Here is a 20,053-nt window from a genome sequence, read left to right on the forward strand (position 1 = left end):
CGGCTCAGGCGTGGCCGTCGAGCAGGGTGCCCATCCACTCCTCGACCCCGGCCACGCTCCGCGGCAGGGCGCCCGACAGCAGGCGGGCGCCCTCATCCGTGACGACGAGGTCGTCCTCGATCCGGACGCCGATGCCGCGCAGCTCGGCGGGCAGCGTCTCGTCGTCCGGCTGGAGGTAGAGGCCCGGCTCCACGGTGAGCACCTGCCCCGCTTCCAGCACGCCGTCCAGGTACGTCCCGGCCCGTGCCTGCGCGCAGTCGTGGACGTCGAGGCCGAGCATGTGGCCGCTGCCGCACAGGGTGTACCGGCGGTGCAGGTCGCCCGCCGGGTCCTTGAGCACGCCCCACTCGGCGAGCCCTTCCGAGACGACCCGCATGGCGGCCCGGTGGAAGTCCCGGAACCGGGCGCCGGGGCGCAGGGCGGCGATGCCCGCGTCCTGCGCGGCGAGCACCAGCTCGTACACCTGCCGCTGCACCGGGGAGAACCGGCCCGACAGCGGCAGGGTGCGGGTGATGTCGGCGGTGTAGAGGGTGTCCGTCTCCACGCCCGCGTCGAGCAGCAGGAGGTCGTCGCGGTCCAGCCGTCCGTCGTTGCGTATCCAGTGCAGGACGCAGGCGTGGGCGCCGGAGGCGGCGATGGTCTCGTACCCGGTGCCGTTGCCCTCGGCGCGGGCCCGCAGGCCGAACACCCCCTCGATCCAGCGTTCCCCGCGCGGGTGCGCGAGCGCGCGCGGCAGGGCGCGGACGACGTCCTCGAAACCGGCCGTGGTGTGGTCCACGGCGAGCTGGAGCTGTCCGACCTCCCAGACGTCCTTGACCAGCCGCAACTCCGATAGTGCGGAGGCTAGTTCGCGGTCGGTCGCCGCGTCGCGGCCGGGCGGGGAGCCCAGGGCGTCCAGGTGGGCGCACCGGATGCCGGTGAGGCGCTCCGCCTCGGCGAGGTCCGGGCGGCGCCCGACCCAGAATTCGCCGTAGCGCCGGTCCCGGTAGAACTCCTCGTCGCCCTCGACGCGCGGTGAGCGCGGCCGCAGGTACAGCACCGCCTCGTGGCCGTGCGCCCCCGAGGGCTCCATGACCAGGACGGCACCCGCCTGATCCTCGCCGGTGAGGCCGGTCAGCCAGGCGTACGCGCTGTGCGGCCGGAAGCGGTGGTCGCAGTCGTTCGACCGGACCGTCGGCCCGCCCGCCGGAACGATCAGACGCTCCCCGGGGAAGCGGGCGGAGAGCCGCTCGCGGCGCGCGGGGGTGACCGTGTACGCCTCGACCCGCGCGGAGTCCGGCAGGAGCGAGGGCGCCCAGGACTCCGTCATGAAGCGGGACAACTCGGGGGAGGCGGCCAGGTCGTGGCTGCCGGTGTGCAGGGCGGGGGAGGGGCGGACGCCGGAATCGGTCACGAGGACTCCTCGGGGGCGACGGGCAACGGGTGACCGGTGGCGGCCGCAGGCCGCGGGCCGCCGAGTGACGGGGTGACGGGGCGACGGGGACGGTGAGGCGATGCGGCCGGGGCACGTGAAGGCCGGTCAGTAAAATGTCACATTACTATGGCACGGCTGATGCGCCAGAGGTCAGGCCGCCCAAATCCGTTCGACCGTCCCGCAGTTGGGCTACCGCGGACCCGTCAACTCCCGCACGGTGGCCAGCACCGGGGCCAGTTGGGCCGCGAGCGTGCCCGCGTGCGGGCGCAGCGAGCCCTCGAAGGCCGCCGAGCCGATGGTGAACGCGTCGGCTCCGGCGGACGCGAGGGCGCGTATCCGGTCCGTCCCGGTGATGGAACCGGCGACGACCAGGCGGCTGGTGGTCGCGCCGCGCGCCGCACGGACCAGGTCGAGGGGGTCGGCGTCCACGGCCCGGTACGCGAGGAGGTCGACGCCCGCGCAGCCCGCCGCCTCGGCGCGCCGGCAGTCCTCGGCGATCCGGGCCGGGCTTCCGGCGAGGCGCGTGGGGTGGCCGACGGGCCGGCCCGGGAAGGGCAGATAGGCGGTGGAGGTGCCGCGCAGGAGATCGAGGGTCTCCTCGATCCAGGTGCCGCCCATGAGCACGTCGACGCCGAGTTCGGCGGCCGTACGCACCGAGGCGAGGGCCTGGTCGCGGTCGGTGCTGACGATCTCCAGATAGGTCGTCGCGCCCATGTCCCGCAGCAGGGCGTGGAGTTGGCGAAGGGTGGCGCGGTCCACGCCGACGTCCTTGAATCCGATGTGCCTGATCCCGAGGTCCCTCACGGCGTCGACGACGTCGAGGCAGTCGGTGACGGTGCGGTCGTCGCGGGTGAGCATGAAGACGAAGTCCATGACGGCTCTGCGGCCTTCCGTGTCGGGCCCGGTCACCGGGCGGAGAGCTGCTCGGCGTGCCGCAGCGCGGTGAGCAGACTGGTGGGGTCGGCGCTGCCGAGCCCCGCGATGTCGAAGGCCGTGCCGTGGTCGACGCTGGTGCGGACGAAGGGCAGCCCGAGCGTGATGTTCACGCCGTGCTCGATGCCGAGGTACTTCACCGGGATGAGGCCCTGATCGTGGTACTGGGCGACCACGGCGTCGAACTCCCCGGCGCGGGCCCGCATGAAGACGGTGTCGGCGGGCCAGGGCCCGCTGGCCCGGATGCCCTCGTGCCGCGCCGCCGCCACCGCGGGGGCGATCACGTCCAGGTCCTCGCGGCCGAACATGCCGTTCTCGCCCGCGTGCGGGTTGAGGCCCGCGACCGCGATGCGCGGCGCGGCCCGGCCGCCGCGCAGCAGCGCCCGGTGGGCGAGCCGGATGACGGCGAGTTCCCGCTCGGTGTCGAGCGCGTCGATCGCGGTGCGCAGCGACTGGTGGACGGTCACCAGGACCACCCGCAGCTCGTCGTTGGCCATCATCATCGCGTAGTCGGTGGTGCCGGACAGGTCGGCCAGGATCTCGGTGTGCCCGGGGTGGGGGATCCGCCCCAGGCGCAGGGCCTCCTTGTTGATCGGCGCGGTCACCAGCGCGCGCACCTCGCCCCGCAGGGCGAGCAGGGCGCCACGGCGTACGTACCGGAAGGACGCGGCGCCCGCGCGGGCGTCGAGTGCGCCCCACGGCAGGTCGGCGGGCAGGTCGCTCTCGGCGAGCACGTCGACGGTTCCCGGCGTGTGCGCGGCCCGGTCGACGGACGGGATCGGCCGGACGGTCAGTCCCGTCCCCGCGAACCGGTCCGCGCGGGTCAGGACGCCGGGGTCGCCGATGACGACGACCGGCGCGGTGCGCGAGGGGGCGGCGCACGCCTTGAGGGTGATCTCGGGGCCGATGCCGCAGGGATCACCCATGCTGAGGGCGAGAGGGATCATGCGCGGGTCTCCTCGATCGGCGGGGCGGGGGAGGCGGGAGGGCCGGGGAAAGGGGACGGGGCGTGCGGAGGGCGACGGACGAGGTCGCACAGGCGCAGGAGCAGGTCGTCGTCGCCGAAGCCGCCCGCCTTGATGAGCACGGACTTGATGAGCGCGGACAGGCCGGGGCTGCCGAGCGGGGTTCCGCGGGCGACGCCGGGTTCCGGTTCGTCGATCAGGTCGATGCCGGTGATGCCCAGCGCGTCGAGCACGGTCGCGGCGGTCTCGCCGCCGGTCAGCACGAGCGTGTCGACCAGCCGCTGTTCGGTCAGCGTGCGCACCAGTTCGGCCAGCGAGCGGCCGAGCGCCCGCGCGGCCGCCGGGGTGTCCCGTGCGCCGGGGGTCTGCACGACCAGGACGGGCGCGGTCGACGCGTACGGCACCGAGGCAGCTGCTGGTGCCGGTGCCGGTGCCGACGTCGGTGTCGGTGCAGGTGCCCAGGTGGAATCCGACACGGATGCGGACGCCGCCGTGTCGCCGCCTACGGTGACCGCCCGTACCCCGGTACGCGCCCGGAGCACGGCCAACTGCCGTCGCGTCGCCGGGTTGACGCTGCCGACCGCGACGAGCGTGCGCCGGGCGGGACCGGGCACGTCGACCGTGCCCCCGGCGGCGGCCGGCCACCGGCGCGCCAGCGCGGCGGCGAGGCCGGGCGAACCGACCCACAGCACGTCGTCGGGGCACGCTACGACGGCCACCAGGCGGTCCAGATCGTCGTCCCCGCGCGCGGCGCAGACGATCAGGTCGCCCGCCTCGACCAGTCCGGGCAGCCGCGCCGCTTCGCCGGGGCCGTGCCCGACCCGCGCCGCTCCGGGGAAGAGCGCGGTCAGGTCCGCACACCGCACCGGGTGCACCGGATCACGGGCGTACTCGCTCTCGTGGACCGGTACGCCCCGCACGTACTGGACGCCGTCCACCGTCACCCTGCCCTCCGCGGGGAAGGCGGGGGCGATGACGACGGCACGTCGTCCCGCGCCGTCCCGCGCGGCCAGGACTTCCGCCGGGACGTGGCCGCGCAGGGTGGAGTCGACGGTCTTGAACAGGAGTCCGGCGTCCGCGCACCGGCGGGCGGCCTCCCGGGTGCGGGCCGCGGCCGCCGGCTCGTCGAGGAGCCGGGTGCCGAGGTCGATCGCCGTCACCCCCGGGGTCCGGACGGGCTCCGTGGGCGCCGCGAACAGGACGCGCGCCGCATGGCCGGAGCGCCGGAAGGGCGCCGCACCGTCCCCGGCGCTGGTCAGATCGTCCGCGAGGACGGCGATGTGAGGTGGACCCTGCCCGTCGAGCGCTGTCATCCCACGCCCCTCCGTCCGTCGGCACCGTGTGACGGAATCAATGGTGGAGGAGGTGAAGGAGCAGGACAATCGATTCCTTGTCACGCACCCTGTGACTAGAGTTCACGCATGCGCTGGCCCGCCCTCCCGCCCCCGAACACCCTGCTGCCCTTCGAGGCGACCGTGCGGCACGCGAGCATGACCGCCGCCGCCCGGGAACTCCACGTCACGCACGGGGCGGTGAGCCGGCAGATCAAGAACCTGGAGCACGCACTCGGCGTCCCGCTCTTCGAACGCGGGACGCGCTCGCTGCGCCCGACCCCGCAGGCCCGCCAACTGGCGGCCGTCGTCAGGGACGCCCTCGACCAGATCGACGGAGCGGCCCGGCAGATCTCCCGGCGCGCGCCGGCCGGACCGCTCACGCTCTCCTGCGAGCCGACGCTCCTCATGCGGTGGCTCATCCCGCGGCTGCCCGACCTGACGGCGAGCGTGCCGGACGTGACCGTCCACCTGTCCGCGGGCGGCGGCCCGGTCGCCTTCGACCGGGACGGCATCGACCTCGCGATCCGCCGCGACGACTTCCCGTTCCCGGCCGGGGCCGGCGCCACCCGCCTCTTCGCCGAGCGGATCGGCCCGGTGTGCCGCCCCGACCTGGCGCCGGAGCTGATCGCCGACGGCGGTGTGACGGGAGCCGTCCTGCTGCACTCCGCCACCCGGCCGGGCGCCTGGGACGACTGGCGCAGCCGCACCGGCAGAACGGTCGTCCCGGCCGGTCAACAGACTTTGGAGCACTTCTACTTGACGCTCCAGGCCGCCGTGGCGGGCGTCGGCGTGGCCATCGCGCCCTACGCGGTGGTCCGCGACGACCTGGCGCGGGGGCAGCTCGTCGCGCCGTTCGGCTTCGTGGCCGACGGGACCAGCTATCACGTGCTCGGCCCCGGGCAGCCCGGCCGGGACGCGCGCGTCGAGGCGCTGACGTCGTGGCTGCGCGCCCGGACGGCCGCGCTGGGGGCCGGGACGGACGCCGGTTCAATCCCCTGAGCCGTCGGCGGCCAGGGAGGCGATCTGGGCCAGCGACAGATCCAGCTGGTCGTGCAGGAACCGCACCACCGTCCAGTGCGGCAGCGCGTCCTCGTCGTACGGGCCGAACGCGGCGGTGTAGAGCGGGAGCCACCGCAGCGCCTCCTCCGCCGCCGTCTCGCGCCCCGGTTCCTGCTGGTAGGCGTCGTACGACACGCTGCGGTGGTGGATGAAGTGGCCGCCGGGCAGCCGCTGTTCGCACAGCTCGCGGTACTCGCGGGTCTGCAGGATCAGGTAGTGCCAGATCTCGTCGATGTCCTGCTCGACGGGGAGGAAGAGGCCGCCGAGCCGGTCGGGGTGGCGGGACACCAGGTAGAGGTAGCGCAGACACTCGCGGACCTGATGGGTGACGACGCCGGCGTCCGGGGCGTCGGGCTTGGCCGCGAAGTGCCGGACCACCTCGTCGTGCAGGGCGGCGCCGAGCAGCTCCTCGGCCGAGGGGCCGCGGCGGGTGGCGGAGGCGGTGGTGGTGGTTTCGGTCATGGCGGGATCCTGTCGGGGCATCTCGGGGCCGGGGGGGGCGTCGCCAGGGGCTACGGGGTGGGGGTGGTCAGCCAGGCGTACTTGCCGGAGCGGCCGATGGGCACGTGGTCGCGGTGCTCCACACGGCAGGACCGTCCGGTCAAAGCGGAGACTCCGGCGGCGAGTTCGGACTCCTCGGCGGGCGTGAGCGGCTTCCCGTCGAACGTCGTGCACCCCAGCACGCAGTCGTCGTCGCCGGTCAGCCGCAGCTGGTGCAGGAAGACGCGCGGGCACGCGGCGGTGACCCGCGCGTCGAGGTCGGCCTGGGCCACGGGCCCCGCGGGGGTCGCGAGGAGCTCCTTCTCGCGACCGCAGAAGGAGACGATCCGCTCCGGATCCGTCCCGCCGTCGCTGGTGCGGACACAGTCGCCGGAGCGGTAGCGCACCAGCGGCATGTACGGGTTGCGGACGCTGGTGACGATCAGGCTGTGGATGCCGCTGCCCGGCGCGACCGGGATCAACTCCACGCTCATGCCGTGCAGATAGGGGCGGTAGCCGCCGTCGCCGTCGCTGTAGAAGAGATAGCCGAGCTCCGTGCTGCCGAAGAGGTCCACGACCGGGCAGTCGAAGTGCGCGCGCAGGTACGCGCGGACGTTCAGCGGTGTGTACTCGTAGGCGTGCACGATCCCGGCAGGCCGGGGGAAGCGGTCCCACAGGTCCCACGCGTCGACCCGGCGGACCAGGTGCGCCAGGTGGTAGCCGGAACAGTCCAGGAGGTACGCCCCGCGCGGGTGAGCGGCGGCCACCGCACGGATCTCGGCGAGCATCCGCTCGACGTCGCCGCGGTCCCAGTCGGCCGGGTCCAGGGTGCGGTTGAGGTACAGCGTCCGGTCGTCGAGCCAGCGCTCGCCCGGGGTCGCGCCCGGCTTGCGGGCGTTGACGCGGGCGACGTGCTCGGTGGCCAGGACGGTGGTCAGCGAGGTGCGCCGGGCCCCCTCGTGCCACAGGGGGCCGAGGTCGGGGTGCTCGCTCCACAGCCGGTAGTAGGAGCGGAGCAGGAAGTAGGGCGGCCGGATGAGCTGCATCCGGGCGTGGTTGGTGCCGGTGGACAGCACGAACTCGGCCTCGCCCGCCTCCAGGGCGCGCTCCAGCGAGGGCGTCATCCAGTTGGCGGGGAAGTCCCGGGCGATCTCCGGCTTCTCCAGGATCGGGAAGTCGCCGCGCTCCACGGACGCGCGGTAGAGGGGGATGTCCCGGACCTGGTCCAGGACGTCGGCGCTCGGCAGGCGGTTCAAGGCGGCTCCGGTGCGGGGCAGAGGGCGGGGGAGCGTACGCGGCAGGGGCGGGGAGCGTACGGACGAGGGGGCGTACGAGAGCCGAGCCGCGGCCGGGGGGGGGGGGGGGGGCCCCCCCCCGCCCCCCCCCCCCCCCCCCCCCCCCCCGCCGGGTCAGCGGTTCAGGAGATGCAGCCGGTCTTGCCGGTGGCGCTGATGCAGCCGCTCTTCGGAGTGGCGCTGATACAGCCCTCCTTGGTGCCGCCCTGGGCGGAGTTGGCGGCGACCCACTTGCGCCACACGGACTCCTCGGTCATGCGCTTGATGAGCTGTTCCATGGTGAACCTCCGGGATCGGTCGGCACGGCATGCCGAACAGGGGGTGGGGTCACCGGGCGCCGGGCGTGGAGGGCCCGGCACCCGGAGTCGGGGACAACGATGAACGGTGGGCGGTACGCGGGCCGGTCAGGACCCGGCCACCGGTGCCGTCTTCATCCGTACGGCTTCCGTGTCGCTGTCGTTGTGCCGCAGCGCCCAGTTCTCCAGGGTCGTGCGGCAGGCGTGGTCCAGATGGCGCACGGCCGTCAGGTCCAGCTCGATGGGCCGGTCCTTGGGCATGGCCTCCAGCGTCTCCAGGATGCGCGGCAGGCGCAGGAAGGTGGCGTTGCCGGTGAGCGTCACGACCAGTCGACCGTCGGTCAACTCCCTTACGGCCACGTGCACATGGGAGGTGTCCCAGGCGGACTTGACCACGGCCAGCACCAGGCCGAGGACGACGCCCTCGAACATGTTGGTCACCACGATGGCGATCGCCGTGACCCCGAGGACGACGGCCTCGCCCCGGTGGGCGCGGGCCAGCGGCACGATCTCCTTGACGGGGATCAGCTTGCAGCCCGCGTGCACCAGGACACCGGCGAGCGCCGCCAGCGGAATGATGCCGAGGGCGGCCGGCAGGAGCACCGCGAACAGCAGGAGCCACACGCCGTGCAGGATCCGGGAGAGCGGGGTGCGCGCCCCCGCCTGCACGTTGGCCGAGCTGCGGACGATGACCGCGGTCATCGGCAGGGCCCCGAGCACACCGCACACGGTGTTGCCGACGCCCTGGGCGACGAGCTCCTTGTCGTACTGCGTACGCGGACCGTCGTGCATGCGGTCCACGGCCGCCGCGCTGAACAGCGACTCGGCCGAGGCGATCAGGGTGAAGGCGAGGACGGTGCCGAGCACCGCCATGCCGCCGAGGTCGGCCAGTTGGCTAAGGCCCGGCGGCTGGACGGCGTCGATCATGCCGCGCACCGACACGTTCGCCACGTCCAGGCGGAACCCCGCGGTGACGGCGGTGGCGAGGGCGACGGCGGCCAGCGGGGCCGGGACCACCCGGGCGGCCGCGGGCAGCTTCGGCCACAGCACGAGGACGGCGATCGTGCCGAGACCGAGGGCGGCGGCGGTCAGCGCGGTGGTGTCCTGCACCGTGTCGACCAGCAGCCCGGGCAGGCCGGTGATCTTGTCGAGGCCGGAGCGCGGCTGTTCCGCCCCCGCCATGGTGTAGAGCTGGCCGAAGATCAGCACGAGGCCGATACCGGCCAGCATGCCCTGGACGACGGAGACGGATATCGCGCGGAACCACCGGCCGCAGCGCAGCAGGCCGAGGGTCACCTGGAACAGGCCGGTGAGCAGCACGATCGCGCCGAGCATGGGGAGCCCGAACTCGCGTACCGCCTCGAAGACCAGCACGGTCAGCCCGGCGGCCGGGCCGCTCACCTGCAGGGCGCTGCCCGGCAGGAATCCGACGACGATGCCGCCGACGATGCCGGTGACCAGGCCCAGTTCGGCGGGCACGCCGGAGGCCACCGCCACGCCGACGCACAGCGGCAGGGCGACCAGGAAGACGACGAGTGAGGCGAGGATGTCCCGGCGCAGCACGCCCGGTTCGCGCAGGGCGCGGTAGGGCGAGGGCAGGGGGGATGGGGGTGTGGGCTGGGAGGACATGAGGGTGGGGGGTCCTGTCGTGGGAGCGAGCGGTCCGGTCAGCGGGTCGCGGCGGCTCTCACAACGGACCGAACGCCGGGCGGTCGCCCTCGGCGCTCCGGTGGGCGGTGACGGCGCCGGTGTGCACCTCGTAGTACCAGGCGTGCAGGGTGAGCGAGCCGTCGGCGGTCCGCTCCCGCACGCAGGGGTAGGCCCGCAGCCGCTCCACCTGGGCGAGTACGTGCGTCTGCACGGCCTCCGCCACGTCCGGCGAGGCCGGGGTGAGCGAGCGCAGGGCGGCGTCCGGGGCGACGGAGTGCTCCAGCCAGTCGCGCACGGCGGGCACGGACGACAGGTCCTCGCCGCGCACCAGCGCGCCCACGGCGCCGCAGTGGGAGTGCCCGCAGACGACGATGTCGCGGACGCCGAGCACGCACACCGCGTACTCGATGGTGGCCGCCTCGCTCAGCGGGTGGCCGGAGCCGGTCACGGCGCCGACACGGCCGTGGTGGCCCGCGGGGTCGTCGCGGCCGGGGGCGGGGTAGGGCGGGACGACATTGCCCGCCGTGCGGAGTTCGAAGAGTTCGCCGGGGCGCGCTCCCGTGATCAGGGCCGGGACGACGCGTGAGTCGGAACACGTGACGAACAGGGCTTCGGGTGACTGTCCGGTGCCCAGGGCTTCAAAGGCCGCGGCGTTCCGGGGGTCCGCCACGTGGGTCGAGGCGAACGAACGGGCGTTGTCGATCAGTGACTTCAAGGTGGCCTGCCTCCTGCGTCGCTCCGGCGGGCCGGGACGCGGTGTGGTCGGGTCGATGGTGACGGTGGGGCGTGCCGGCCCGCTCTGGCAGCAGCGGGTGGCGGTCGCCCCGGAGACAGCCTGGACGGCTGACGTGACTCCCACTTTGCCATCGCATTACGGTTCGTTGACAGAGCAAAATTCTGCCAAAGAATGAGTAATTAACGCCCCTGAGCTGCAAGTTGGTACGGCAATCAACCGTTGGGTAAAGATCGCGGTGGAGATTGTGTGGGCGGTGTGAAGCACATTTGTTCGCACTGCGTTGCACTCGCACCGCCGGACGGCCCGTGCCGCGTCGCCCCACAGGCCCCCTCGGTTCCCGCAGCCCCGGGGGTACGCCCGCTACGCCGCGCCGCGCACCAGCTCGGCGACGAGACCGGCGAGCTCGCGCGCCTGCGCCCCGTTCAGGCGGGGGTCGCACGCCGTCTCGTAGCGGTGGCACAGGTCGGCGCCGGAGAGCCGCTGCGCGCCGCCGAGGCACTCCGTCACGTCACCGCCGGTCAGCTCCAGATGCAGGCCGCCCGGATGGGTGCCCAGCGCCCGGTGCACGGCGAAGAACCCCCGCACCTCGTCGGCGATGCGGTCGAAGTGCCGGGTCTTGAAGCCGCCGCACCGCTCGGTGTTGCCGTGCATCGGGTCGCACTGCCAGATCACCGGATGCCCGGAGGCGCTGACCTTCTCCACGATCGGCGGCAGCACCTCCCGCACGCGGGCGCTGCCCATCCGGCTGATGAGGGTCAGCCGGCCCGGCTCGTGGTGCGGGTCGAGCCGCTCCACGTACTCGATGGCCTGCTCCGGTGTGGCCGTCGGGCCGAGCTTGAGGCCGATCGGGTTGGCGAGCAGCCCGGCGAGGGCGATGTGCGCGCCGTCCGGCTGCCGGGTGCGCTCGCCGATCCACAGGAAGTGCGCCGAGAGGTCGTAGAGCGCGGGACCGTCCCCGGCGTCGCCGACGGCTCGCAGCAGGGCGCGCTCGTAGTCGAGGAGCAGCGCCTCGTGGCTGGTGTAGAACCCGCCGTCCGGCAGGTGGGGGCCGCCGGGCCCGTGCGGCGCGGTGGCGGTCAGGGCGCGCACCACTGCCATGGTGGCGCTGGAGTTGACGTAGGCGCGGAGCATCCGGTCCGGATCGGGGACGCGCGCCTCGGGGCTCGCGTCGGGCGCGTTGACGATGTCCCCCCGGTAGCTCGGCAGGCCCTGCGCGTCGCGTGCGGCCGAACGGGGCTTGGCGTACTGCCCGGCGATCCGGCCGACCGTCACCACCGGCAGTCCGCCGCCGGACGTCAGCGTCGCGGCCATGTGGGACAGCGTGCCGACCGTCCCCGCGATGTGCCGCTCGGTCGCTGCCGCGAAGGTCTCGGCGCAGTCGCCGCCCTGGAGGAGGAAGGCGGCGCCGTCCGCCACCGCCGCGAGGCGTGCGCGCAAGCGGTCGACCTCCTCGACGCGCACCACCTCCTCCACGCGTTCGAGGACCGCCCGCACCCGCCGTACCGCCGTGGCGTCACGCCAGGGCGGCTGCTGAGCGGCGGGGCGGCCGAGCGCGTCCTCCACCGCGGACCTGAGCCGGACCGGCAGCGGCGCGGGCCGCGTGGTGCCGGGCCGGGGAGTCACGGGCGCTTGTCCGGTCAACGGTCCCCCTCGTGCGGTTCGGCGGGGCGGAAACGGGTCGGTGGTGCCGTGCGCGACGGGCATCCGTGCCGGATGGAGGGCGGATGGAAACCGGATGGAAACCGGAAAGAGAAACGATGTCGCGCCGGCCCTGCGGACGGGCCGAGTCTATCGCCTGTTCCGCTCGGAACAAATGCCGGAAGGGAAAAGCGAGTTGGACTGCGCCGTGCCGTCCGGCCGATCGGTGCTGTCCATCGGAAATGGTGGACAACGAAAGGCGGGTCGCTACCGTGGATCGGGTCGAATTCCGGTTCCGGCAATGGCGGACGCGGCTGCGAATGTATCGGGAGTATCGGGAAAGGACGCATGCGGTGAGTGGACTGATGCAGGGAAAGGCCGTCCTGGTGACGGGCGCGGCCCGGGGCCAGGGGCGAGAGCACGTCCTGCGGATGGCGGGCGAGGGCGCGGACGTGATCGCCGTCGACCTGTGCGGGACCCTGCCCGGCGTCGCCTACGCCTCCTCGGAGCGGACCGACCTCGACGAGACCGTGGCCCTCGCGCGGGAGACCGGCCGGCGGATCGTTCCCGTGGTGGCCGACGTCCGTGAACTCGACGCGCTGCGGGACGCGGTGGACGGCGCGGTGAAGACCCTCGGCCGCCTGGATGCCGTGGTGGCCAACGCGGGCATCTGCATCCCGTGCGCCTGGGACGAGGTCACCGAGGAGATCTTCCGCGACACCATGGACATCAACGTCGGCGGCACCTGGAACACGGTCATGGCGACCGCGCCGCACCTGGTGGACGCGGGCGGCGGCTCCGTCGTCCTGATGAGTTCGTCGGCCGGCCTGAAGGTCCAGCCGTTCATGATCCCCTACACCACCAGCAAGTTCGCGGTACGCGGGATGGCGAAGGCCTTCGCCGCCGAACTGGCGCGGTTCCGCATCCGCGTGAACAGCGTGCACCCGACCGGCGTCGACACCACGATGGGCGGCCGGCCCATGCTCGCCCAGGTCGCCAGGGCGAGCATGGCCGATCCGCGGCTGCGCGGCATGCTGGTCAACATGCTGGACGTGCCCGGGATCTCGGCCCGGGACGTCGCCGACGCCGTGCTGTTCCTGGTGTCGGACGCGTCCCGGCACATCACCGCGCACGCCATGGCCGTCGACGCCGGGGTCAGCGAGTTCTGATCCCCTGCCGGGACGCATCCCGGGTCAGACGCTCGACGGTCGCCCGCAGGTCGGCCCGCAGCACCGGCGGGCTGGTCACGTGCAGGGTCCGCAGCCCCAGCGCCCGGGCAGCCGCGACGACCGCGGCCCGGTCGTCGACCATCAGCGCCTCGTGCGCCGCGGCGCCGCAATGCTCCAGAACCGCGGCGAAGTACGCGGCGGACGGCTTGACCCGGCCGACCCGCCACGACGAGCACAGGTGGTCGAAGAGCCCGTAGTGGTGATGGCGCTCGTTCTTGAGGTGATCCCAGTGCTCCGCCTCGTTGTTGGCCAGGACCAGCGTGAGCTCCGGGTGGTCGCGGGCCACCGCCGCCAGTTCCGCCACGTTCGCGTCGTGGCAGCGGACGCTGTCCGCGTACAGGCGGTCCACCCCGTCCGGGTCGTAGGCGCCCGCGCGGGGACTGCCCGCCTCAGCGAGGAGTCGGCGCAGGACGTCGTGCACGCCGCGGTCACCGCGCTCGTAACCGGGCGCCGCCGCCTGGACGGCCCGCAGCAGACGCTCCGCGTCGACCGCGTACCGCCGGGCCAGCTCCGGGACGAACGAGGTCTCCTCCGTGATGTTGTTGAACAGAACTCCGCCTGCGTCGATCAGCAATGCGTGGATCACTGCGCAACCCCTGTCTCGGGTGTCCGGGAATTTCAGTACGAGCCAGCCGACCTGGCACGAGAGGGAAGTGGGATGCAATGGCGCTTTACCACGAAATGGTGGGTGAAAGCTGGGACGCCGGAATGCGGACGTGGACATTCCGAGATGTCGCGCTCTATGCGCTCGGGGTCGGCGCCGGTGCGGAGGATCCGGCCCGCGAACTGCGGTTCACCACGGAGCATTCCGGGGGAGCGGCGCCCGCCGTCCTGCCGACGTTCGCCACCACCCTCCTCTCCCGCGAGACCGAACCGGCCCTCGGCGACTTCGACGTGTCGCAACTGCTGCACACCGAGCAGTCCGTGACCCTGCACGGCCCGCTGCCCGTCGACGGGGCGGCGCGCAGCACCTCCCGGCTGGCCGCGCTCCAGGACCGGGGCCGCGGCGCCCTCGCGGTCGTCGAGTCGTCCTGCGTGGACGCGCGCACCGGCCGGCCGCTCGCCGAACTGCGCACCGGACTGACCATCCGGCACGAAGGCGGCTTCGGCGGTAACCGGGGGACGGAAGGGGCCCGGACCCCGGACCCGTGGGAGCGTCCCGCGGGCGCTCCCGACCACACCGTCGGCTACCGCACCGCGCCCAACCAGGCCCTTCTGTACCGGCTCAGCGGCGACCGCAACCCGCTGCACTCCGACCCCGTGCTCGCCGCACGCGTGGGATTCCGCCGACCGCTGCTGCACGGCCTGTGCACCTTCGGATACGCGGGCCGGGCCCTCCTGCACACGCTGTGCGACGGCGACACCGGCCGGTTCGGGACGATGTCCGCGTCCTTCACCGCGCCGGTGCTGCCCGGACAGGACCTGACCGTGCGCATCTGGGACCGCGGCGGTCCCGCGCTGTTCGAGGTCCGCTCGGACCGCGGGGTCGTCGTGGACCGGGGCAGGTTCGAACGGCGCCCGGACACGGGGTGAACCGGCCGCGCCCCGGCGGGCGGCGCGCTCAGCCCCCGCCCCGGCTCCCGCCCGCCCCGGCCGGGGCCGCGACGTGCTCCACGTACCAGCCGAGCGTGTCCCGGATTCCCTCCGGCAGCCCGATCCGCGGGCGCCAGCCGGTGGCGCGCAGCCGGCTGACGTCGAGCAGTTTGCGGGGCGTCCCGTCCGGTCTGCCCGTGTCCCAGGAGATCCGGCCGGTGAAGCCCACCGCGTCGGCCACCAGCCGGGCGAGCTCCGCGATGGAGAGGTCCTCGCCGACGCCGACGTTGACCGGCGCCGGGTCGTCGTAGTGGTCGAGGAGATGCAGGCAGGCCGCCGCCAGGTCGTCGACGTGGACGAATTCGCGCCGCGGGGTGCCGCTGCCCCACACGACGACCTCCCCGGCCCCCTCGGCGCGGGCCGTGTGGAAGCGCTGCAGCAGCGCGGGGAGCACGTGCGAGCGGGCCGGGTCGAAGGTGTCACCGGGGCCGTAGACGTTCGTCGGCATCGCGCAGATCCAGCGGCGCCCGTACTGCCTACGGTAGGACTGCACCGCGATCACCCCGGCGATCTTGGCGATCGCGTAGGCGCTGTTGGTCTCTTCGAGGGGCCCGGTGAGCAGCGCGGACTCCGGGATCGGCTGCGGGGCGTGCTTCGGGTAGATGCACGAGGAGCCGAGGAACAGCAGCCGGTCCACGTCCGCCGCGTGCGCGGCGGCGAACAGGTTGGTCTGGATCCGCAGGTTGTCCGCGAGGAACTCCACCGGCTCCGCGTCGTTGGCGGCGATGCCGCCGACCCGGGCCGCGGCGTCGACGACCACGGCGGGCCGCAGCGACCTGAGGTGGGCGAGGGTCGCCCGCTCGTCGGTGAGGTCCACGTCCGTGGAGCGGATCCCCACGACCGAGGTGAAGCCCTCGGCACGGAGCCGGCGGACGACCGCCGAGCCGACGAGCCCGGACGAGCCGGCGACCAGCACGGTCGCCGAGCGGTCGAGGGCGGTTGGACGGACGGACATGGGCGCCTCTCAGCCTCGGTCGTGGGCCGCGAGGGGCCCCTGGTCGTGGAGCGTGCCGGGGATGGCGAGCCCCCGGCAGTGCAGGGCGCCCAACAGGCGCTGCACGCTCACCGGTTCGGGAGTGTTGCGGTGGCCGGTGGCGGCCACCAGCGGATCGGCCACGTGCTCGGACCGCAACGTCTCCCGGGTCGGCCTGACGAGCACCGGGTGCGGCCCCACCTCGACGAACGTGCGGATGCCCCGGCGCGCCAGCGCGGCGATCGCCTGCGTGTAGCGCACCGGCCGGCGCAGATTGCGCGTCCAGTACGCCGCGGTCGCCGTGTCCGCCGGGTCGGGGACCGCGTCGACGGTCGAGAGCCACGGCGTGTGCGGTGCGGCGGGGGAGAGTCCGGCCAGCTCCTCGCGCATCAGCGGCAGCACGCCGTCGACGAACGGGCTGTGCGAGGCGGCGTTGATGCGGATCGGCCGGCACCGCGCGCCCTCCGCCTCCAGTCGTGCCACCAGCGCCCGGGTCGCCTCGGCCTCCCCGGTGACCACCGTCTCCCGGGGCGCGCTGTGCGCCGCGACGACCACCGTGCCCGGGATCTCGGCGCAGCGCCGCTCGACGGTGTGCCGGTCCAGGCCGATGGTGGCCATCGACCCGCCGCCCGCGGCCCGCGCCAGCAGCGCCGAGCGCACGGTGACCACCCGGGCCGCGTCGGCCAGGGTGAGGGCGCCCGCGACATGGGCGGCGGCGACCTCGCCGAGGCTGTGCCCCACCACCGCCTCCGGCCGCAGGCCCAGCGACAGCAGCCAGTGCGCGGTCGCGACCTGCACGGCGAAGATGAGCGGCTGCGTCGCCTCGGGGCCGCCCGCCTCCGTGGCGGTGGGATCGCGCAGCGGTCCCACGACACCGCCGGGCAGCAGCCCGTCGAGCTCGGTGAGGACCCGGGCCGCGGCCGGCGACCCGTACAGCAGGGCCTGGCCCATGCCCGGCCACTGGCTGCCGTGGCCGCCGAAGCACCAGGCGGCGCGGGCGGCGCCGCCGTCGGCCCGGCCCGACGTCCACCGGGGGCTCGGGATGTCGTCGGCGAAGGAGACGAGCCCCTCCGCCAGACCCGCCGCGTCGGCCGCGACGACGGCGAGCCGCTCCTCGCCCGGCCGTCCGGCCGGAAGGCGCGCGGGCGCCACCGATTCGGGCCGCCGGCCCTCGACCAGCAATTCCGCGGCCGATTTCGCGGCGGCCACCAACTCCGTGTGCTCGGTGGCCGAAAACATCAGTAACCAGGGCGGCGGAGAGGACACTACGCTGTTGAATGGCATATGCACTTCCTGCAACCGGAATTGAGTCGGACAGGACAGTCGGACCGGTGGTCGGCAGTTGCTACGATCCCGGCGTCAGCCGTTTCGGACCGCCGTTCGACAGAGCGAAAACAGGGCGAAAAAGGAGTAGAAGAAGCATGCCGGAAACCTCGTTTCAGGGCCAGGTCGTCGATACCACCCCGGCCCCGCACGTATTTCTCGTCGTCGGCATTCCGGGATCGGGAAAGAGTTCCGTTTCGGCGGCCCTGGCCCGCCGGTTCGAGCTCGGCGCGCACATCGAGGGCGACCACCTCCAGGAGCTGATCGTGTCGGGCAGCCACCTGCCCAAGCCGGAGGAGGACCTGGAGGCGGACCGCCAGCTGCTGCTGCGCGCCCGCAACGGCGCGGTCCTCGCCCGCAGTTTCCACGCCGCGGGGGTCGTCGCCGTCATCGACGACGTGGTGGTGCGGCGCGCGCACCTGGAGTTCTACCGGGAGCAGCTGAAGGACCTGCCGCTGCGCCTGATCGTGCTCACCCCGTCCATGGACGTCGTCTCCCGGCGGCTCACCGACCGCGACAAGGTCCTCGCGGACGACTGGTCGTTCCTGGACGAGGCGCTGCGCAACGAACTCGCGGGCGAGGGGGAGTGGTTCGACAGCTCCGACCTGTCGCTGGACGAGACGGTCGACGCCATCCTCGCGCAGGGCTGACCCACCCGCCGGCGCGGGACCGGCACACCGGGCGCGAGTCCGGCACGGGCGACGGCGCCCGCGCCGGACTCGCGTGCTGTCAGCCCCCGTTGACACGCCGGACGGCCGTCAGCCAGGTGCGCATCAGATGGGCGCTGCGGTGCAGGAACGCCCGCGCGTCCGGCGTCCAGGCGGGCCCGCGGGCCTGCTCGGCGAAGTCCTGCAGGCCGTGGCTGAGCGACTCGTACGCCTCGGCGTAGTCGCTGCCCTCCGGCCGGAACTCCAGGAGCCAGTCGAGGAGTTCGTCCATGAAGCGGATCGCGGGCAGTTCGATGGCGAGGTCGTCGAGCAGATCGTGCTCGTTGCGCTCGTGGTTCACGATCGGCCCGCCGAACCGCACCCCGTGGCCCAGGTGCTTGGCGCACGCGGCCACGAAGTAGCCGCTGAAGATGTCGCCGAAGCGCTCGAGGGCGGCCCCGCCGATGGGCTGGCCCATGCGCAGGAAGTAGTACGCGGGCAGCGCGTCGTGGTGCAGGGCGGTGTTCTGCGAGTTGACCGGGCACCAGGTGTCCTTGGCCAGCACCGCGGGCTCGCCGTCGTAGGCGATGACCCGGGGCCGCACCGCGAGGCGGGTGACCGCGTCCACGTCCGGATCGTCCAGCCACAGACCGGCGTTGACCCGCACGTCGACCACCTCGTCGGCCCGGGTGACCTCGGCCGCCGCCTCCCGCGGCCCGTAGGGGAAGCCGCGCGGGAAGACCCGGCAGGGGTCCACGCTCAGCAGGTCGCACGCGTTGAACCAGCCGGTGGCGGCGGACACCGTGCGGTGCCGCTCAGGCCCCCGCAGGACCACCCGGTGCTCGTCGAGGAACGGCCGGTCCACGGGCAGGTTGTCGTCGTCCATGGACACGGCGAAGGCGCTGTTGTTCAGGTACGAGAGGAGGTAGCCGATGTTGCGCCGGTTGTCGGAGTCGTACGGGACGAGGTCCGGCACGCCGAGCCGGGCCAGGAACCGGTCCTGTTCCGGCACGTCGGGCGAGACGATCCGGGCGCCCCGTGCGCGGGCCCGCTCACAGGCCTCGTAGAAGGCGGCGGGGGTCTTGCGGTCGGGGATGACGACGAGCCGCGCGCCGTCCTCGGCGAGGGTGTCGGTGAAGTGCTTGAGGAACGACCCGGAACCGATGGTCGTCATGACGATGTCGATCGTCTCAGTCATGTAGTCACTCCAGAGTGGGGATGTCCCGCCACTGCCGCAGCTTCGACGAGGCGGCGATGAGCGGGGCGCTGAGCCAGAGAAGCATCACGACGGCCAGCCCGACCCGCGGGCCGAACAGGGTGCCGAGGCCGCCGCCGACCAGCCCGCCGACGAAGAGCATCCCTCGGCTGACGAACCGGACGCAGGCGACCGTGCGTGGGAGGAGTTCGGGTGGTGTCAGGAGTTGCACGAGCGTCGCCTGGCCGACCGTGAACACGGCGTACCCGGCGTGGAAGAGCAGCGCGCCGCTCAGGAAGAGGAAGAGCCCCGAGCCGGGCGTGGTCAGCGGCAGCAGCAGCCCGGCCGGTGCCATGGTGGCGGCCGGCAGCCAGACGGCCCGCGCCGTGCCGAGCCTGCGGCTGACCCGGCCCGCACCGAACGCGCCGATCAGGCCGCCGATGCCGACCGAGCCGAGCAGCATGCCCAGCGTGCCGGGGGCGACCCCGACGTCGTGCGCGAGGAAGATGACGACCAGGGCCTCGTAGGCGGCGAAACAGCAGTTGCCGACGGCCGAGCCCGCGATGGAGGCCAGGATCACCCGTCTTCGGCCGATGAACCGGGCGGCCTCGCCGAGTTCGGCCCACAGGCCCCGGGCGCCGCCCTGCGCGCCGCCCGCGCCGATCCGCTCCCGCATCAGCAGATTGCAGGACGCGGAGACCAGGAAGCCCCCCGTGTTCAGCAGCGGGGCGTGCTCGGCGCCCAGGAACTGCACGGTGAAGCCCGCGAGCGTCGGACCGAAGGCCAGCGACATCGCGCGGGCCATCTGCAGGCGGACGTTGCCGTAGACGAGCTTGTCCTTGGGCAGCAGCCGGGGCGGCATCGAGAGGTACACGATCTCGTAGAACACCGTCGCGCAGCTGACCAGGACGTTGGACAAGTACAGGTGCCACAGGGCCAGATGGCCCGTCGCGGCGAGGACCGGCACCATCGTCACGATCAGGGCGCGGCTCAGGTCGGTGAGCAGCAGCACGGTCCGCGGCGGCAGCCGCGAGCTGTACACGCCCGCGGGCAGCGTGATGATGAGCCAGGGCAGGTACCCGGCCGCGGTGATGAGCCCGACCTCGCCGACCGACGCCCCGAGTGCCTGGGCGGCGAGCAGCGGGAAGGCGACCACCGTGGCCATCCCGCACAACTGGCTGATGCTGCTGCCGATCCACAACAGCCGGAAGTCCCGCAGGCGGACGGCTTCGGCCACCAGGGTGGCGGAACCGGACATGACAGGTGGCCTCTTCCTCTTCTGATGCCTGCACT

19 protein-coding genes are annotated in these 20,053 nt (G+C 73.4%); 4 read left to right on the forward strand and 15 right to left on the reverse strand.

Annotated features, from left to right (window positions below; all coding sequences use genetic code 11):
* Positions 1–4: 4 nt before the first annotated feature.
* The 4 genes from ACFYXE_RS20985 to ACFYXE_RS21000 form a co-directional block, all read right to left on the reverse strand.
* Positions 5–1,393: an aminopeptidase P family protein gene (locus ACFYXE_RS20985; protein ID WP_389314424.1), complete on the reverse strand. Its 1,389-nt coding sequence runs from the start codon at positions 1,391–1,393 to the stop codon at positions 5–7.
* Positions 1,394–1,603: 210 nt separating this feature from the next.
* Positions 1,604–2,323 carry a HisA/HisF-related TIM barrel protein gene (locus ACFYXE_RS20990; protein ID WP_389314426.1) on the reverse strand — a complete coding sequence of 240 codons (720 nt, stop codon included), beginning with the start codon at positions 2,321–2,323 and terminating at the stop codon, positions 1,604–1,606.
* Positions 2,320–3,294 carry a 4-hydroxythreonine-4-phosphate dehydrogenase PdxA gene (gene pdxA / locus ACFYXE_RS20995; protein ID WP_389314428.1) on the reverse strand — a complete coding sequence of 325 codons (975 nt, stop codon included), beginning with the start codon at positions 3,292–3,294 and terminating at the stop codon, positions 2,320–2,322. The genes ACFYXE_RS20990 and pdxA overlap by 4 nt, the downstream gene beginning before the upstream one ends.
* Positions 3,291–4,625 (reverse strand): four-carbon acid sugar kinase family protein, encoded by a 1,335-nt coding sequence (locus tag ACFYXE_RS21000; RefSeq protein ID WP_389314430.1) that lies wholly within the window; start codon positions 4,623–4,625, stop codon positions 3,291–3,293. The genes pdxA and ACFYXE_RS21000 overlap by 4 nt, the downstream gene beginning before the upstream one ends.
* A gap of 108 nt (positions 4,626–4,733) precedes the next feature.
* Here ACFYXE_RS21000 and ACFYXE_RS21005 point away from each other — a divergent pair, with 108 nt between their 5' ends.
* Positions 4,734–5,645, forward strand: coding sequence for a LysR substrate-binding domain-containing protein (locus ACFYXE_RS21005; protein ID WP_389314432.1), 912 nt, complete (start codon positions 4,734–4,736; stop codon positions 5,643–5,645).
* On the opposite strand, the gene ACFYXE_RS21010 is transcribed toward ACFYXE_RS21005, so the two are convergent.
* From ACFYXE_RS21010 to ACFYXE_RS21035, 6 genes are all read right to left on the reverse strand, one after another.
* Positions 5,634–6,167, reverse strand: a complete 534-nt coding sequence (locus ACFYXE_RS21010; RefSeq protein WP_389314434.1) for a hypothetical protein — start codon at positions 6,165–6,167, stop codon at positions 5,634–5,636. The two genes, ACFYXE_RS21005 and ACFYXE_RS21010, sit on opposite strands and share 12 nt — an antisense overlap.
* A gap of 50 nt (positions 6,168–6,217) precedes the next feature.
* Positions 6,218–7,441, reverse strand: a complete 1,224-nt coding sequence (locus ACFYXE_RS21015) for a hypothetical protein (protein ID WP_389314436.1) — start codon at positions 7,439–7,441, stop codon at positions 6,218–6,220.
* A gap of 161 nt (positions 7,442–7,602) precedes the next feature.
* Positions 7,603–7,758 carry a hypothetical protein gene (locus ACFYXE_RS21020; protein WP_361180286.1) on the reverse strand — a complete coding sequence of 52 codons (156 nt, stop codon included), beginning with the start codon at positions 7,756–7,758 and terminating at the stop codon, positions 7,603–7,605.
* A gap of 126 nt (positions 7,759–7,884) precedes the next feature.
* Positions 7,885–9,405: a SulP family inorganic anion transporter gene (locus ACFYXE_RS21025; protein ID WP_389314439.1), complete on the reverse strand. Its 1,521-nt coding sequence runs from the start codon at positions 9,403–9,405 to the stop codon at positions 7,885–7,887.
* 58 nt (positions 9,406–9,463) lie between these two features.
* A complete protein-coding gene (locus ACFYXE_RS21030) occupies positions 9,464–10,141 on the reverse strand; it encodes a carbonic anhydrase (protein ID WP_389314441.1) in 678 nt (225 codons plus the stop codon).
* 381 nt (positions 10,142–10,522) lie between these two features.
* Positions 10,523–11,803, reverse strand: coding sequence for a 3-deoxy-7-phosphoheptulonate synthase (locus ACFYXE_RS21035; RefSeq protein WP_389314443.1), 1,281 nt, complete (start codon positions 11,801–11,803; stop codon positions 10,523–10,525).
* Positions 11,804–12,153: 350 nt separating this feature from the next.
* Here ACFYXE_RS21035 and ACFYXE_RS21040 point away from each other — a divergent pair, with 350 nt between their 5' ends.
* On the forward strand, positions 12,154–12,969 hold the full coding sequence (locus ACFYXE_RS21040; RefSeq protein ID WP_389314445.1) for a mycofactocin-coupled SDR family oxidoreductase: 816 nt from the start codon (positions 12,154–12,156) through the stop codon (positions 12,967–12,969).
* On the opposite strand, the gene ACFYXE_RS21045 is transcribed toward ACFYXE_RS21040, so the two are convergent.
* On the reverse strand, positions 12,956–13,615 hold the full coding sequence (locus tag ACFYXE_RS21045; RefSeq protein ID WP_389314447.1) for an HAD family hydrolase: 660 nt from the start codon (positions 13,613–13,615) through the stop codon (positions 12,956–12,958). The genes ACFYXE_RS21040 and ACFYXE_RS21045 overlap by 14 nt on opposite strands.
* A gap of 122 nt (positions 13,616–13,737) precedes the next feature.
* Here ACFYXE_RS21045 and ACFYXE_RS21050 point away from each other — a divergent pair, with 122 nt between their 5' ends.
* Positions 13,738–14,562 carry a MaoC/PaaZ C-terminal domain-containing protein gene (locus ACFYXE_RS21050; protein ID WP_389314449.1) on the forward strand — a complete coding sequence of 275 codons (825 nt, stop codon included), beginning with the start codon at positions 13,738–13,740 and terminating at the stop codon, positions 14,560–14,562.
* A gap of 28 nt (positions 14,563–14,590) precedes the next feature.
* On the opposite strand, the gene ACFYXE_RS21055 is transcribed toward ACFYXE_RS21050, so the two are convergent.
* Positions 14,591–15,577 carry a GDP-L-fucose synthase family protein gene (locus tag ACFYXE_RS21055; protein ID WP_389314451.1) on the reverse strand — a complete coding sequence of 329 codons (987 nt, stop codon included), beginning with the start codon at positions 15,575–15,577 and terminating at the stop codon, positions 14,591–14,593.
* Between the two features lie 9 nt (positions 15,578–15,586).
* Positions 15,587–16,834, reverse strand: coding sequence for an acyltransferase domain-containing protein (locus ACFYXE_RS21060; RefSeq protein ID WP_389314453.1), 1,248 nt, complete (start codon positions 16,832–16,834; stop codon positions 15,587–15,589).
* A 182-nt stretch (positions 16,835–17,016) separates the two neighbouring features.
* Here ACFYXE_RS21060 and ACFYXE_RS21065 point away from each other — a divergent pair, with 182 nt between their 5' ends.
* Positions 17,017–17,568, forward strand: a complete 552-nt coding sequence (locus ACFYXE_RS21065) for an AAA family ATPase (RefSeq protein ID WP_361180277.1) — start codon at positions 17,017–17,019, stop codon at positions 17,566–17,568.
* A 79-nt stretch (positions 17,569–17,647) separates the two neighbouring features.
* Here ACFYXE_RS21065 and ACFYXE_RS21070 read toward each other — a convergent pair whose 3' ends face one another.
* Both ACFYXE_RS21070 and ACFYXE_RS21075 read right to left on the reverse strand, forming a co-directional pair.
* Positions 17,648–18,763: a hypothetical protein gene (locus ACFYXE_RS21070; protein WP_389314455.1), complete on the reverse strand. Its 1,116-nt coding sequence runs from the start codon at positions 18,761–18,763 to the stop codon at positions 17,648–17,650.
* A 4-nt stretch (positions 18,764–18,767) separates the two neighbouring features.
* On the reverse strand, positions 18,768–20,018 hold the full coding sequence (locus tag ACFYXE_RS21075) for an MFS transporter (protein ID WP_389314457.1): 1,251 nt from the start codon (positions 20,016–20,018) through the stop codon (positions 18,768–18,770).
* Positions 20,019–20,053 lie beyond the last annotated feature (35 nt).

The organism is Streptomyces sp. NPDC002564, from assembly GCF_042889645.1.
Classification (GTDB): Bacteria; Actinomycetota; Actinomycetes; order Streptomycetales; family Streptomycetaceae; genus Streptomyces.

Coding starts and splice junctions, on each gene's coding strand:
- pdxA (WP_389314428.1), bottom strand. CDS start 3,294: ATGATCCCTCTCGCCCTCAGCATGGGTGATCCCTGCGGCATCGGCCCC.
- ACFYXE_RS21000 (WP_389314430.1), bottom strand. CDS start 4,625: ATGACAGCGCTCGACGGGCAGGGTCCACCTCACATCGCCGTCCTCGCG.
- ACFYXE_RS21005 (WP_389314432.1), top strand. CDS start 4,734: ATGCGCTGGCCCGCCCTCCCGCCCCCGAACACCCTGCTGCCCTTCGAG.
- ACFYXE_RS21010 (WP_389314434.1), bottom strand. CDS start 6,167: ATGACCGAAACCACCACCACCGCCTCCGCCACCCGCCGCGGCCCCTCG.
- ACFYXE_RS21020 (WP_361180286.1), bottom strand. CDS start 7,758: ATGGAACAGCTCATCAAGCGCATGACCGAGGAGTCCGTGTGGCGCAAG.
- ACFYXE_RS21025 (WP_389314439.1), bottom strand. CDS start 9,405: ATGTCCTCCCAGCCCACACCCCCATCCCCCCTGCCCTCGCCCTACCGC.
- ACFYXE_RS21050 (WP_389314449.1), top strand. CDS start 13,738: ATGCGGACGTGGACATTCCGAGATGTCGCGCTCTATGCGCTCGGGGTC.
- ACFYXE_RS21055 (WP_389314451.1), bottom strand. CDS start 15,577: ATGTCCGTCCGTCCAACCGCCCTCGACCGCTCGGCGACCGTGCTGGTC.
- ACFYXE_RS21060 (WP_389314453.1), bottom strand. CDS start 16,834: ATGTTTTCGGCCACCGAGCACACGGAGTTGGTGGCCGCCGCGAAATCG.
- ACFYXE_RS21065 (WP_361180277.1), top strand. CDS start 17,017: ATGCCGGAAACCTCGTTTCAGGGCCAGGTCGTCGATACCACCCCGGCC.
- ACFYXE_RS21070 (WP_389314455.1), bottom strand. CDS start 18,763: ATGACTGAGACGATCGACATCGTCATGACGACCATCGGTTCCGGGTCG.
- ACFYXE_RS21075 (WP_389314457.1), bottom strand. CDS start 20,018: ATGTCCGGTTCCGCCACCCTGGTGGCCGAAGCCGTCCGCCTGCGGGAC.